Source organism: Methylobacterium sp. V23 (assembly GCF_002917135.1).
Lineage (GTDB): Bacteria > Pseudomonadota > Alphaproteobacteria > Rhizobiales > Beijerinckiaceae > Methylobacterium.
In genome coordinates, this window is the sequence record NZ_PDHT01000022.1 from 1 (window position 1) to 13,245 (window position 13,245).

12 protein-coding genes and 1 pseudogene are annotated in these 13,245 nt (G+C 67.1%); 4 read left to right on the plus strand and 9 right to left on the minus strand.

Annotation, left to right across the window (positions count from 1 at the left end; all coding sequences use genetic code 11):
- Positions 1-165 precede the first annotated feature (165 nt).
- A complete protein-coding gene (locus tag CRT23_RS19060; RefSeq protein ID WP_103711252.1) occupies positions 166-1,476 on the minus strand; it encodes a dicarboxylate/amino acid:cation symporter in 1,311 nt (436 codons plus the stop codon).
- Between the two features lie 203 nt (positions 1,477-1,679).
- Between CRT23_RS19060 and CRT23_RS19065 the strand changes: the two genes are divergently transcribed.
- Both CRT23_RS19065 and CRT23_RS19070 read left to right on the plus strand, forming a co-directional pair.
- Positions 1,680-2,558 (plus strand): LysR family transcriptional regulator, encoded by an 879-nt coding sequence (locus CRT23_RS19065; protein ID WP_103711128.1) that lies wholly within the window; start codon positions 1,680-1,682, stop codon positions 2,556-2,558.
- Positions 2,559-3,128: 570 nt separating this feature from the next.
- Entirely contained in the window at positions 3,129-3,641 is a 513-nt protein-coding gene (locus CRT23_RS19070) for a DUF892 family protein (RefSeq protein WP_103711129.1), read from the plus strand.
- Positions 3,642-3,765: 124 nt separating this feature from the next.
- Here the strand turns inward: CRT23_RS19070 and CRT23_RS19075 are convergent, their stop codons facing one another.
- Entirely contained in the window at positions 3,766-4,128 is a 363-nt protein-coding gene (locus CRT23_RS19075) for a cytochrome c family protein (RefSeq protein WP_103711131.1), read from the minus strand.
- A 474-nt stretch (positions 4,129-4,602) separates the two neighbouring features.
- Between CRT23_RS19075 and CRT23_RS19080 the strand changes: the two genes are divergently transcribed.
- Both CRT23_RS19080 and CRT23_RS19085 read left to right on the plus strand, forming a co-directional pair.
- Positions 4,603-4,881, plus strand: coding sequence for a hypothetical protein (locus CRT23_RS19080; protein WP_103711133.1), 279 nt, complete (start codon positions 4,603-4,605; stop codon positions 4,879-4,881).
- 126 nt (positions 4,882-5,007) lie between these two features.
- Positions 5,008-5,403, plus strand: a complete 396-nt coding sequence (locus CRT23_RS19085; RefSeq protein ID WP_103711254.1) for a DUF4149 domain-containing protein — start codon at positions 5,008-5,010, stop codon at positions 5,401-5,403.
- A gap of 81 nt (positions 5,404-5,484) precedes the next feature.
- Here CRT23_RS19085 and CRT23_RS19090 read toward each other — a convergent pair whose 3' ends face one another.
- From CRT23_RS19090 to CRT23_RS19120, 7 genes and pseudogenes are all read right to left on the minus strand, one after another.
- Complete coding sequence (locus CRT23_RS19090; RefSeq protein WP_103711135.1) at positions 5,485-6,405, minus strand: hypothetical protein; 921 nt, start codon at positions 6,403-6,405, stop codon at positions 5,485-5,487.
- Positions 6,406-6,553: 148 nt separating this feature from the next.
- Complete coding sequence (locus CRT23_RS19095; protein WP_146056424.1) at positions 6,554-6,928, minus strand: hypothetical protein; 375 nt, start codon at positions 6,926-6,928, stop codon at positions 6,554-6,556.
- Positions 6,929-6,969: 41 nt separating this feature from the next.
- Positions 6,970-8,099, minus strand: a pseudogene (locus CRT23_RS19100) (patatin-like phospholipase family protein).
- 181 nt (positions 8,100-8,280) lie between these two features.
- Positions 8,281-8,760, minus strand: coding sequence for a MucR family transcriptional regulator (locus CRT23_RS19105; RefSeq protein ID WP_245436373.1), 480 nt, complete (start codon positions 8,758-8,760; stop codon positions 8,281-8,283).
- Between the two features lie 26 nt (positions 8,761-8,786).
- Positions 8,787-10,280, minus strand: a complete 1,494-nt coding sequence (locus CRT23_RS19110) for an efflux transporter outer membrane subunit (protein ID WP_103711139.1) — start codon at positions 10,278-10,280, stop codon at positions 8,787-8,789.
- Between the two features lie 9 nt (positions 10,281-10,289).
- The gene (locus CRT23_RS19115) at positions 10,290-11,855 is read right to left on the minus strand and encodes a DHA2 family efflux MFS transporter permease subunit (protein ID WP_245436375.1); all 1,566 of its coding nucleotides are present in this window, start codon (positions 11,853-11,855) and stop codon (positions 10,290-10,292) included.
- Positions 11,852-13,123, minus strand: a complete 1,272-nt coding sequence (locus tag CRT23_RS19120) for an HlyD family secretion protein (RefSeq protein ID WP_103711140.1) — start codon at positions 13,121-13,123, stop codon at positions 11,852-11,854. The genes CRT23_RS19115 and CRT23_RS19120 overlap by 4 nt, the downstream gene beginning before the upstream one ends.
- Positions 13,124-13,245: the final 122 nt, after the last annotated feature.

Genomic DNA, 13,245 nt, shown 5'->3' on the forward strand with positions numbered 1-13,245 from the left:
GCCGGTCATCAGCGCGGTCTGGGGCGGCAGGCCGCCGCAGGGCGGGTGGTAGGGCGAGGGGGTCATGGGGCGTCTCCGGTGGTCCGGTTTGGACTGCGCAACCGGCCGGACGGCCGGGCAACTGCAGGGGGCTGACCGCACTGGGCAGGTGTCGTGGGATCGCCGTCAGGTCGAATGCGGCGCCGCGACGGGCGCGTCGAGGATCGCGGCCGTGTCTGTCGTGACGTGTCCGTCGAGGACACGCTGCGCCTGCGCCCGGTCGATGTCCCCTTCCCACGCGGCGATCACCACGGTCGCCACGCAGTTGCCGATCAGGTTGCCGAGGGCGCGGGCGATGCCGACGAACCAGTCGATCGACAGCACGAGCACCAGTCCGATGACGGGGATTTCCGGGACCGCCGACAGGGTGGCGGCCAGCACGACGATGGCCGAGCCAGGCACCCCGTGCGCGCCCTTCGAGGTGAGCAGTGCGATGCCGAGGATCAGCATCAGGTGACCGAAGGAGAGATCCGTATTCGTGGCTTGGGCGATGAAGACGGTGGCCAGGGTCAGGTAGAGCGAGAAGGCATCGAGGTTGAACGAGTATCCGGTTGGGATCACGAGGCCGACGGTCGAATCCTTGATGCCCAGGCGCTCCAGCTTGCGCATCACCTGCGGCAGCACGCAGTCCGAGGAGGCGGTGCCGGCCACCACGGTGAGTTCTTCGCGCAGGTAGGCGAGGAGCTTGAGGATGCTGAAGCCGGCCAGGCGCAGGATGCCGCCGAGCACCACGAACACGAAGAACGCCACGCCTGCGTAGAACAGCACCACCAGCATGCCGAGCTGCTTCAGGGAGCCGACGCCGTACTTGCCCACCGTGAAGGCAACGGCACCGAGCACGCCGAGTGGGGCGAGCCTGACGATGAAGCCGATGATCTTGAACAGAACCTCGGTGATGCGCTCCAGGCTGTCGGCCAGCGGTTTCCCACGATCGCCCAGGAGGGACAGACCGGATCCGAACAGGATCGCGATGATGAGAACCTGCAGGATATCGCCCTTGGCGAAGGCATCGACCAGCGTGGTCGGGATGAGCTTCATCAGGAAGTCGACGGTTCCGGTGATCTGACCGACGCGGTCGGTGTAGCCGGCGATCGATTTCGCGTCCAAGGTTGCCACATCGACGTTCATGCCGTGGCCGGGGGCGAACGCGTAGGCGAGGACGAGGCCGAGAACCAGGGCGAGGGTCGTCACGGCCTCGAAGTAGATCAGGGATTTGAGCCCGACGCGGCCAACCTTCCGCAGATCGCCGGCGCCGACGATGCCGTGGACGACGACGCCGAAGACGAGCGGTGCGATCGCCATCTTGATCAGCTTGATGAATCCATCGCCGAGCGGCTTCAGCGCGATCGCAACATTCGGCCAGACCATGCCCAGGACGATGCCCAGAGCCAGGGCCGCGACAACCTGCCCGAACAACGATGCGAAGAACCGCTTCATCATACCCCCCGTACCGCGTCCGGTCGTTCCATACCCCGACACTCCGGTTCGACATGGTGTCGTTCGCCCGGCAGGCGCCGGACGGGAATTCTGCTGCATGTCGGCCCGGGCATGCCTGCCGCTGCGGCAGCATGTTGCCAGGCAATCTAGACGTCAAATATTTCATCTGTCTCGATTGATATGTTTCAAATATAAGAAGGGGTATGGAACTCCGGCACCTTCGCTACTTCGTGGCCGTCGCCCGGCATCTCAGCTTCACCGCCGCCGCCGCGAGCCTCGGTGTCGCCCAGCCGCCCCTGAGCCAGCAGATCCGTGATCTCGAGGCAGAGGTCGGCACCGCGCTGTTCGAACGGACGACCCGTCGCGTGACGTTGACGCGGGCGGGCGCCGACTTCCTCGTGCAGGCGCTCGACATCCTGGAGAAGTCCGGCGAAGCCATCGGGCGCGCCCGTGCCATCGGTGCCGGTGCGGCCGGCATCGTCAATGTCGGCCTGACAGGGTCGATGCTGGCCGGCCCCCTCGGGCGCGCCATTCGCGACTTCTCGGTGACCTATCCCGACGTCGCGCTGCGGATCCACGAAATGTCGCCGGACCGCCAGATCGCGATGCTGAAGGCCGGACAGACCGACATCAGTTTCCTGCGCAGCCCACCCCAGGACCTCGACCTTGCCAGCGAACGGGCCTGGTGTGAGACCGTCACCCTCGTCCTGCCCAGAGGCCACCGGCTCGCCGGGATGGCGGCCATCGACCTCGCCGATCTGAACCGCGAGCGCTTCGTATTCCTGCGGCTCTCGGATTCGCTGTTCGCGAAGTATCTTTGGGAATGCTGCATCGAAGCGGGGTTCACGCCGGACATCACGCATCAGGTCGTCGAAGCCGCGTCGTTGACGAGCCTCGTCGCGACGGGGCTCGGGATCGCCATCATTCCGGAATTCGTTGCCCGCTTGGCGCACGCGGACGTCGTCTACAAACCGATCAGGGGGAAGCCGATTCACGCCGACGTCTATGCCCTGTGGGCGAGAGAGAAGGCCGGGCCTTTGATCCGCAATTTCCTGGAGCTCGTTCGCTCCGCAGGACCCTAGTTCGCGTCGCATGACTGGCGAAGATTGCTGCGAAAAGGATCGAGCGTGGAGAGGGGGAATGGCTTCGGCGCAGAGCTGGCGTCAGGATCGCTGCTGCCGGCGTCCTCGATCTCGTTTCCAGATTCCGTCTTTCTGGGAACGGGGTTACCTCGGCGCCCTCAGGGATGGGCTAGCAAGTTTTACCGGCCACCATCCAGCGCCTATCCGACCGGCTTGTGTGCGCTTCAAGTTGTCCCGGACGCGCCGCACCGAAACCCTGACGGCCTCCGTGCCCCGCAGGCCTCGCAACCGGTTGGCGACTTCGTAGACCTCGACCCTACTCACCATGATCCCTACCCCGGCACCGTTCGCGGCATCATAACGCCTGGGCGTAAAGAACCGGTCTCCATGCGGATGCGCCCGGCCACGCATCCCGGTCGATGAGTAGCGCAGGACGCTACCCGATACGCGAGTCCTTCACCCCGGCACCCATAAGGCTTGGCGGGGCGCTTCCGCCGCAGGATGCATCTGGAACGCAGGTAGTCGCGTCACGTTGGCCGCCGAACCCTATGACAGCGGAGCAATGACTATATGGCCAGCACGGATATCGGCAAGATCTACGCGGGAGCACTTCGGAATACACGCGCCCTGGAGAAGCAGGGCCTCGAACAGATGGAGCGCCAGCTTTCCGGATTGGAGCGCTATCCCGACTACGCCGCCGTCCTGCGTCGCCACGTCGGGACCACGAAGGCGCAGATCGACCGTCTGGACAAGGCCCTGGCCGACGTGGGCGAAAGCTCATCGTCCCTGAAGGAGACGGTCACCAGCGTCGCCGGCTCCATCGGGGCGGCGGTCCATGCCATCGCCCAGGACGAGACCCTGAAAAACCTCTACGCGGGCTACGCCTACCAATACGATCAGGTCGCCGCCTACCGTTCCCTGGCCGTCATCGCGGAGCGGGCCGGCAAGGCCGATCACGCCTCGGCCTTCCACAGCGCCGCCGAGGATGAGGCGAAGGTTGCCGAGGAGATCGCGGGCCTGATCGAGCCGGTCACCAAGACCTATCTCGACCTCACCCTCAGCGGCGCCAAGGCCGATAGCTGAGCCCGTCCCGGGCGGCCTCGCGGTGGCCGCCCGGCCCTTACTTACGTGCCGGAGGCCAAGGCGGGACGGAGGCGCTCCCACCGGCCGGAAACGCCTACCCTGGCGTCCCCGGCTTCGGCAGCGCCTACTTCATGGTCGCGAGATAGGCGATGACGTCGGCGACCTTCTTGTCGTCCTTGAGACCTTGATAGACCATCTTGGTGCCCTTCACTTTGTTGGCGGCAGGCCCAATCAGCCATTCCTTCAGATTGGCCTCGTCCCACGTGATGCCCGACTCCTTGAGTGCCGTCGAATAGTTGTAGCCCTCCACCGACGCGGCCTTACGTCCGACGACGCCGGTCAGGTTTGGGCCGACGCCGTTCTTGCCGAAGGCATGGCAGGCCTTGCAGGCCGTGAATGCCTTCTCGCCAGCAGCCGCATCCTGGGCGCGGGCGGAAACAGTGGGGATGACGAGCGCGACGGCGGCTCCGAGAATAAGATTACGCATCGGTATGGATCTCCAGGTGCGACAGTGGACGCTCGCCCGTGACCGGTTGGCCACGCCGCAGAACCTGAGTCGCTCACTCAACCTAGGAAGGATACTATCTGCGACCCGGGGGAGACCGATGCGGCCAAAAGCAGCCTGGCCGCTGCGGATTAAACTCGACCTACAAGCTCGATGAGGATCGGCAGGCATTGGTGGTGTCATCCAGCATGATGACGTCGGTACCGGTCACGTGCGGTGGTTAAGCGCATCGTCAATGCGGATTGGCTTCACAGATAGCGCAGCTACGACCGAGAGCGTGCTCACTGTCCATGCAGTCTTAAGTCAGGACATGCTTCGCCACCCCTCAAAGCAAGTCAAAAACGGTCATCGGCAACCCGACGGCCGCGGCAACGCCCTATCACCAGGCCCTATGACGCCGATGAATGCTTGGGTCCCCCAATGTTTCCGAACCACCTTGATCGGAGAATTTTGAAAATGCCGGTCCGCTCTTTCCTGCTCGTGATGCTGGCATCGGTTGCGACACCAGCCCTGGCCCTGCAGCCGCAGGACACCTTGCGTGACTGGACTGCCGCATCCGGCTCGGATCGGGACAGCCTGCTGCAGCAAATGGAGAAATCCGGCGGGGGAGGTGCTTCCCGCAAGAACGTGCTGTCCTGCCTCAACGACGCTGCGGGCATGGATGCCCATGCCGAGTTGGCGATCAGCGATGTGTTCATGGCCTGCACGAAGCATAAACCCGAAGATTCGATCTGAGTGCCAGTCTCCGCTCCCAACGCTTGCGGAGCAGGCAAACGCTGCCCCGCCCAGGGGAACGGCATCAGCCAAGCCAGAGAAACGAATACCGCCCGCAAGGCTGGACGAAACCAAATGATTGGAACGATGCTCTCGCAAGCCGCTATCCTCCTGACCGCCCTCCTGTTCGGCGGGATGATCCTGTACTCGTTCGGCTTCGCCTCGTTCCTGTTCAGCGCCCTCCCCGCCGACGCCGCAGGCCCGCTCCTGCGCCGCGCCTTCCCGCACTTCTACGTCTTCGTCATAGGATGCGCCCTCGCCGGCGCGGCGCTGACAGCCAATGTCGATGGGACCTCCGCCCTCATCCTCGGGCTTATCGCCGCCACGGCACTTCTCGCGCGCCAGATCCTCATGCCGGCCATCAACGAGGCGACCGACATGGGCAATCGCCGACGCTTCGGCGTACTTCATACCGGATCGGTCCTGATCACCCTGGCCCACATCGCCGGTTCGGCTGCGGTGATCCTGAGGCTTTCCGCCTAGGCGCCAAAAGTCGACGCTTCCTCAAAGGCGCACGGACCGTCAGGTACGAACACCTCATTTCCCGCCCAGGCTAGCGAAACCTCAGCGCGCGGACGGCTTTCCGGTGCGGATCAGGTGTCGCACGTCCGCGCCGGCCTGGTTGACCGCGCCGATCCGCTCGATGAGCTGGGCCGGCCGGCTGCCGCGCAGGCCCGCCAGCGTCAGCTCCCCGTCGCGGACGTAGGTGTAGACACCGCTGACCGCGAACGCCGAGGCGTAGGCGACATGGTCGGCCAGCCCCACGGTCGCGGCTTTGAAGGCGTCGGACGCGTAGAACGTCCGACGCACAAGCGGCGAACGGAACGCCAGTTCCAGGACCGCGATCAGCCGACGTTCGTCCGGGACCGCATGGTCCACGTCTGGCGCGGGCGGAGCAGGCTTGGCGTTGTCGTAGGGGTCCGGCAGGTGGAGCCGCACCTTGAGGACCGGGGCCTCTGCCGCGAGAGCGCGAGCCAGTCCCGCGATGCGCTCGCCGAACTTCGACGCGTTCCCGTGCGAGGCGCCGAGGTGGAGCTCGATCCGGTCGAGGCCGTCGTCCCCGTTGGGGGACGCCTCCGCCACGCGGTCCACCAACGTCGTCGACCCATGCGGGAGTGCATACGCGACCGTGGCGGCGAACATGTTCTGCTCGTCGGCAAACAGGATCGGGCAGGCCTCCTCAAAGGCTGCCTGATCAGCGGCGGAGATGAACCCGATCTCGACGCCCCCGTCCAACTCGTAGTCCGGAAATGGCCCGATGCCCTCGACCACCGGCCACAGATGCGCGTCCCGTTCGCGGTCGAGGTGCCTCTGCACGTACCAGCCGAGACCGGGGATGCGCGAGCACAGAGGGCCGTGAACGTCCCGCCAATAGGTCGCGAAGAGCTCATGCGGAACCCGGGGGCGGCGCAGCACCGTCGTGTAGGTGTTGATCGCGATGGTGGCATCGCGCTCGGAGTAGTCGCTGGCTGTCGTCGTGGGCATGTCGGTTCCTATCGCCAAGTTCAAACTGATCCTCAGGACGCCGGGGCATCCTCGGCGCGGCGTTCGGGCGCGAGCTCTCCGAACCAGTACGCGGCAGTGACGCCGCCATTTATCAGGAAGCCTCGTCGATGCAGTCGCCGTACAGCCGCTACTCGGGCGGCCGTCGCAGGCAGCTCTTGACGATGGGCGCGCACGCGGCGTCGTGGCTCATCAACGACGAAGTGTCGCCGCTGAACGTGACGCCGGTGACCCGGTCCCCCGCGATCCGGACGGTGGCGTGGCAGTATCCATTGAACGACAGGCTGACCAATCCGGCCGACATCCCAAACGTCCGGGTCGCGTTCGCAAAGTAGGTCAGCAGCGTGGTCCTGCCCATGACCAGTCGCTGGTCGGGCAGGCCGAGGCACGTCTGGACGTCAAGCGCGGACATGCCGACCAGATCGACCTTGGCCGCCTGCGCCACCCGCTCGTCGATGGCGGCGCAGCCAACCAGGGAGCCCACGAAAAGCAATGCCGACATCACCCCGAGCAGGGTCCTAGCCCCCCTTGTGCCTCCGGCCCTCGTCATCGAGACGCGAGCTTCTTCGCAACGACGGGTGCGACCGGGACCGTGCCCTGCCACGCGGTGCCTGAGCGGGCCTTCTCGTAGCCGATCTGGTAGAGGCTGCGCATGTAGGCGGTGTCGAAGCCCTTCGCGGTGGTCGTACGCGGCGCCGCTTCGTCGATGTACGTGAGGTGGAATCCGATCCGGTTCGCCCGGGCGAAGGCGTAGGTTGCGGCGAGGCTCGCGCGGCTGCGCGCCTGACTGCCGGTCGCCACCGTCTGCTCGACGATGGACAGGGTGTCGTTGCGAACCAGCTCGAAGTCGGGCTCGATCCGCCCATTCATCAGCACGTAGATGTCGACCTTCGACGGGGCGACCGAGCGGCCACGGCCGTTCGCGATGACGGCTTGCGGGACCGTGAACACGGGCGTGACAACCGAACCGTCGACGTGAAGCTCCTGGAAGCCGTGCCCCGCTGCCTCGACGTCGAGGAGTTGCGCCGGGAAGACGGCGGGTATGCTGGCCGAGGCCGTGAGGACGTCCCTGAAGAGCGCCGGAGCGCCACTCGCGGCGATGGCGCCCATGTTCCAGATCATGGCGCGCTTCGAATCCAAATTCGTCGTGACGACGAGGAGGCGTCGGCCCTTGGCGTACTCGGCCGCGACCGCCGCGAGCAGGTCCGGCGTGACGTAGCGCCCGACGAGATCGCGCAGGCGCCCGTCGCCGAACAACCCGGACCCGAACACGACATTCACGAGGCTCGGGTCCTTGACCAAGGTGCCGGCGACGCCGCTGGTGTAGATTTCGTCCAGTACCGGGTCGTAGGCCGATCCCAAGAAGGCGAAGGGCGCGGTCAGAGCGCCGGTGGAGACGCCCGAGACGAGGCTGAACTCGGGCCGGGTCCCGCTCTCCTTAGCACGCCCGCGCCGTAAGCCCCGTCGCCACCGCCGCCCGACAGCGCAAGGTAGGCGAACGGTCGGCCTTGCGCGCCGGGCGCCGCCATCATGGTACTCAGGGTCGCCATCGGCGCATCCGCGAAGGCTCGGGCATTCGGGATGCCCGTGACTTCCGCGATTTGCGCCTCAGCGGCAGTATAGGCTTGGCGCGGCACCGAGGCACAGGCGCCCAAAGTCAGCGTCGCCGTCAGCATAAGCACTTGAGTCGGCGTGGGCGACCGCTTCGACGACTTCATCGGGGTTCATCCTATGGTGCGCTTGGGGGGGCGGAAACCCGGGGGATAGGCAAACGGCCGGTCCGATGACGATCGGGAAGGTCGAACCGGCCGTCGCACCGCGCGCTGGGGGCATGCGCGCGATCCGAAAAAGGATGGGTCAGGCAGGGCGAAGGCCCAGATAGGATGGGGACGGGGCTCCACCGGCTGGAGCGCGCTCAGTCGAGCCAGGTCGCCGTGTTCCGAGCCCGATGTCCTTCGCGAACTTGGACCGCCGCTGACTGAAGCCAGGGGCGACCATGGGGTAGTTGTCGGGCAGTCCGAACCGTTCGCGGTATGCGTCCGGATCGAGCCCGTGGACCCTGAGATGGCGCTTCAGCACCTGGTAGGTCTTGCCGTCGATGAAGCTGACGATGCCATCCGGTCGAACCGACGCTCGGACCGCCTTGGGCGAGCACCAGCGCGGATCGACCTCGACCGGGCCGGGCGGGAGGTTGTGGCAGAGGGAGCGCAGGCTGCCATGGACGAGCCTGAGCAGGTCCGCGAGCTCGCAGGCCGGCAGGCTATTGTTCGCGACGTAGGAGCGAACGACCGCCGCCGAGCAGGCGAGCACCGGGTCGTCCGTCTTGTTCCCAGTCATGTGCATCTCCGGGTCGGCAGGAAGGATCAGCGTTGGACGAGGGCGACGCGCTCGGTGGGCAAGCCCCAGCCGAGGCCGAGGCTCTTCTGCAGTGCGACGTAGTCGTTGGTGTACTCGGCCTGCGCCTGGGCGAGGCTCTGCTCGGCCTGCAGGCGCTGGCGCTCGACGTCGAGCACGTCGATGGTGCTGATCGTGCCGGCCGTGTTGCGCTGGTCCGTCAGCATCGAGGCCTTGCCGGCCGAGGCGCTTGCCCGGGCAAGGCGGGCGACGGTGGCGCGCTGGTTGCCGTAGCGCGACAATGCAGTTTCGGCGTCCTGCATCGCCTGGAGCACGGTCTGCTCGTACTGCGCCAGCGCCTCGTCCGTGCCTGCCTCGGACTGCCGGATCTGTGCGAGCGTCCGGCCGAAGTCGAGGATGCTCCAGGACAGGGTCGGCCCGAGGTTGTAGGTCGAGGCGGCGAGCGAGCCGATGGACCCGATGTTCGGCGAGACCCAGCCGGCGTTCCCGATGAGGTTCACCTTCGGAAAGAGCTTGGCGACCGCCTGGCCAATCTGGGCGTTGGCGGCCGCGACCTGCCGCTCGGCCCGGCGGATGTCGGGACGCCGGCGGAGCATGCCCGCCGGGTCGCCGACGGCCAGGGTGGACGGCGGCATCGGCACCGACCGGGCCGGCTTCAGGAGGGCGTCGACGGCTCCCGGCTCGCGGGACACGAGGACGGCGATCTGGTTCAGGGATTGGTCGATCTGGGCCTGGAAGGCCGGCGCCTGGGAGGCCGTGGTCTCGAACTGCGTGCGCAGGCGTTCCACGTCGAGGGACGAGGCCGCGCCGCCGGCAAGCCGCTGCTGGCTGAGCCCCACGGCCTCGCGCTGGAGGGAGGCGGCGCGCAGCGTCAAGGCGAGGCGACGCTGAGCGCCACGGAGCGTGACGTAGGCCTGCGCGACCTCGGCGGCGACCTGGACCTGGGCGTCCGCTACCGCGGCCTCAGCGGCCTCGCCCTGCGCGGCAGCTTGCTCGATGGCCCGCTGCTTGCCACCGAAAATGTCGATTTCCCACGTCGCGTCGAAGCTCGCGTTGTAGAGGTCGAAATTCATCGATTTCGGGATGGCGCCCCCGGCGCCCCCGGCAAGGCCGCCGAGGCCGCCGCCGACGAAGTCCCTGACGGGAACCTGGTTGTTCAACGCCACCGTGTTGGTGGAGATGCTGGGCGCGAGGTCGGCCGTACGCTGGCCCAGCACGGCGCGTGACTGGCGCAGCCGGGCGGAGGCGACCTGCACGTTCGTGTTGGTCGCCAGCGCCTCCTCGACGAGGTCGGAGAGGATGGGGTCGCGCAACGACGTCCACCACCGGGCCGGCGGATCGACGGCAACCATCCGCGTGGAGGTGGCGCGGACGAACGGGGCACCGGTCTCGGCACGCGGCGCGGCGACCGGCGGTCCGGCATAGTCGGGGCCGACCACGCAGCCGCCAAGGAGTCCGGCGACCGCCAGGGCAAGGCCGGGACGGAAGTTCAGGGGAAACATCGCGCGGCCTCAGTGCGTCGCCACCGGGCCGCCCTTCGGCGGCGGGCGCAGGAACAGGACGAGCGGCAGGACCGCGAGCAGGATCCAGCCGAAGACGAAGTACAGGTCCGAGAAGCTCATCACGGTCGCCTGCGCCGAGATCATCCGCTTCACCCCGCTGAGAGCCAGCCGCATGGCCTCGGGGCCACCGGAGCCGACCATGGCGTCGATGCGGTCCTGGACGATCACCGAGTTCGCGCGCACGGACTCCTCCAGGCGGGCGTTGTGGAAGTCGTCGCGGCGCTGCTGCAGGGTCGAGATCAGGGCGAGGCCGAAGGAGCCGCCGAGGTTGCGCGCGCCGTTGAACAGGCCGGAGGCGTCCTCGGCCTTGTCCCGTGACACCGCGGTGGCCGCGGCCTGGTTGAGGAACAGCAGGGAGAAGGCTTGGCCCACGCCGCGCAGCAATTGCGAGCTGACGAACTGCGGGCCTGCGTCCTCGGTGGTGAGGCCCGACTCCATGAAGCAACTGGTGGCGTAGCACAGGATGCCGAACCCGATGGCCACCCGGATGTCGAGGAGCCGCACCAGCATCGGGAAGAACGGCATTAGCGCGAGCGTCGGGATGCCCGAGATCAGGACGACGTAGCCCGACTGCTCCGAGTTGTAGCGCGGCACCTGACTGAGGAACTGCGGGATGATGTAGAGGATGCCGTAGAGCGCCCCGCCGATGGCGAAGCTCATCAGGAAGACGCTGCCGAAGCTGCGCGTGAACAGGATGCTCATGTCGATGACGGGCTCGCGCGCCGTCAGCTGCCCGAGGACGATCAGCACGAAGCCGAAAGCGGCGAGGACGCTGAACCAGACGATGAAGGAGGACTCGAACCACTGCTCGCGCTGACCCTCCTCCAGAACGATGGTCAGGCAGCCGAGCCCGACCGCGAGCCCGACGATGCCGAGCCAATCCCCCTGCAGGATGCGCTCGATCGGCGCCGGCTTGTGCGGCAGGCCGACGAGCAGGAGCACGACGAGGCCGATGCCGATGGGCAGGTTGAGGAAGAACGAGTAGTGCCAGCTCACGTTCTCGGTGAGCCAGCCGCCGACCAGGGGACCGAGCACGGGGCCGAGGACGGCCGTCAGCCCGAACAGGGCGACGCCGACCGGACGCTGCGCCGGCGGCAGCCGCGTCGAGACGATGCTCAGCGCCGTCGGGATCATGGCGCCGCCGGTGAAGCCCTGCCCGACGCGTCCGACGATCATCGTGCCGAGGCTTCCCGAGACGCCGCACAGCATCGAGAAGCTGACGAACAGGACCGTCATGACCAGAAGGAAGCTGCGCAGCCCGAAGACCTTCTCCAGCCACCCGGACAGCGGAATCATGATGATCTCGGCCACGAGATAGGCGGTCGAGATCCAGGTGCCCTCCGAGCCGGAGGCACCGATCTCGCCCTGGATGGTCGGCAGCGCCGCGTTGACGATGGAGGTGTCGAGCGTCGCCATCAGCGCGCCGATGGTGCCGGCGGCGACGGCGAGCCATGCGGCTGCGTCCGCCTTCTCGCCGCCTTGCGGCTTGTGCGCGGATGGGTTCTCGGCGTTCACGGCCGGGCCTTCGCGCTGCGGGTCCGCTGGGCGGGCTGGGTCCCGGGCCCGGCCTCGGAGACCTTCGGCTCGTCGGTCTCCTCGTCCTCCTCCCCTTGGTCGTCGCGCGCCCCGCGGGTGTCCACGGAGACGACGACGGACAGGCCGGGGATCAGAACCTTGCGTGCCTCGCCGCCGGCCTTGAAGCGGATGCGGACCGGAACGCGCTGGACGATCTTGGTGAAGTTGCCGGTGGCGTTCTCCGGCGGGATCAGGGCGAATTGCGCGCCCGTTCCCGGGGAGAAGCTGGCGACGCGCCCCTTGAGGTCGTGGCTGGATAAGGCGTCGACCGCGATGGTGACGGGCTGGCCGACCCGCATCAGCCCGATCTGGGTCTCCTTGAAGTTTGCCTCGATGTAGAGGTCGTCCACCGGGACCACCGCCATCAACCGGGTGCTGCCCTGGACATACTGCCCGATCCGGGCGGTGAGGTCGCCGATACGACCGGCGATGGGGCTTTTCACCACCGCGTGGTCGAGATCGAGCTGTGCCGCGGTCACACCCGCCCGAGCCTGCTCGACAGCGGCCTTGGCCTGCGCGACGGCGGCCTTGAGGGAGGCGACCTGCTTCTGCGCGGACTGGACCTGAGCCTCGTTGACGTCGACCTGAGCCTGGTTCTGCTCGGCCTGGCTCTTGTACTGGTCGAGCTTCTCCACCGTGTCGGCACCGGACGCAGCCAGCGGCTTGTAGCGCCGGACCTGCTCGGCCGAGAACTTGGCGGTGACCTGCGAGGCCGCGACCTGGGCCTTGGCCTGGTCGATCTGCGCCTGCTGGCGGACGAGGTCGGCCTCGGCTCGTGCGACGTCGGCCTGCCGGGCGTCGACCTGCGCCTGCTGCTGGGCGAGCTTGGCGCGGTACTGCCCGTCGTCCACCGTCGCGAGGATTTGCCCGGCGGTCACGATCTGGTTGGCGGCGACCGGCACCGTCGCAACGTATCCGGAGACCTGGGGCGAGATCGCGACCTGATCCGCCTGCACGTAGGCGTCGTTGGTCTCCTGGATGAAGCGTCCGACGGTCCAGTATCGGAAACCCCAGATGCCGCCCCCGACGAGGACTGCAACGAGGAGGACGGCGAGGAGAACCTTCACCCAGGGCTTCTTCAGCGCGGAGGGCTTCTTCTCTTCGGATTGGCTGGACTCCTCCGGGCGTCCCTCCTTGGGGCCACCAGCATCGGAGCGTTCGGTCCCATCCGGGGGCGCCCGGCCTTCGTCCTCATTCGCGCGCGCCATCAGAAATCGATCCAGATAAAGAAACTGAATCGTTCCCTACAGAGTTTGTTTCCCGACTGCAACTTGGCGTGAGACGGCAGCGGCCCGCCTTGCACAAGGTGAGGACATGGGAGCTATGCTTG

Bases quoted from the DNA above. Each gene is read 5' to 3' on its own strand.
- CRT23_RS19080 (WP_103711133.1), top strand. From the start codon at position 4,603: ATGCCGGTCCGCTCTTTCCTGCTCGTGATGCTGGCATCGGTTGCGACA.
- CRT23_RS19110 (WP_103711139.1), bottom strand. From the start codon at position 10,280: ATGTTTCCCCTGAACTTCCGTCCCGGCCTTGCCCTGGCGGTCGCCGGA.
- CRT23_RS19065 (WP_103711128.1), top strand. From the start codon at position 1,680: ATGGAACTCCGGCACCTTCGCTACTTCGTGGCCGTCGCCCGGCATCTC.
- CRT23_RS19070 (WP_103711129.1), top strand. From the start codon at position 3,129: ATGGCCAGCACGGATATCGGCAAGATCTACGCGGGAGCACTTCGGAAT.
- CRT23_RS19060 (WP_103711252.1), bottom strand. From the start codon at position 1,476: ATGAAGCGGTTCTTCGCATCGTTGTTCGGGCAGGTTGTCGCGGCCCTG.
- CRT23_RS19120 (WP_103711140.1), bottom strand. From the start codon at position 13,123: ATGGCGCGCGCGAATGAGGACGAAGGCCGGGCGCCCCCGGATGGGACC.
- CRT23_RS19085 (WP_103711254.1), top strand. From the start codon at position 5,008: ATGCTCTCGCAAGCCGCTATCCTCCTGACCGCCCTCCTGTTCGGCGGG.
- CRT23_RS19090 (WP_103711135.1), bottom strand. From the start codon at position 6,405: ATGCCCACGACGACAGCCAGCGACTACTCCGAGCGCGATGCCACCATC.
- CRT23_RS19075 (WP_103711131.1), bottom strand. From the start codon at position 4,128: ATGCGTAATCTTATTCTCGGAGCCGCCGTCGCGCTCGTCATCCCCACT.
- CRT23_RS19105 (WP_245436373.1), bottom strand. From the start codon at position 8,760: ATGACTGGGAACAAGACGGACGACCCGGTGCTCGCCTGCTCGGCGGCG.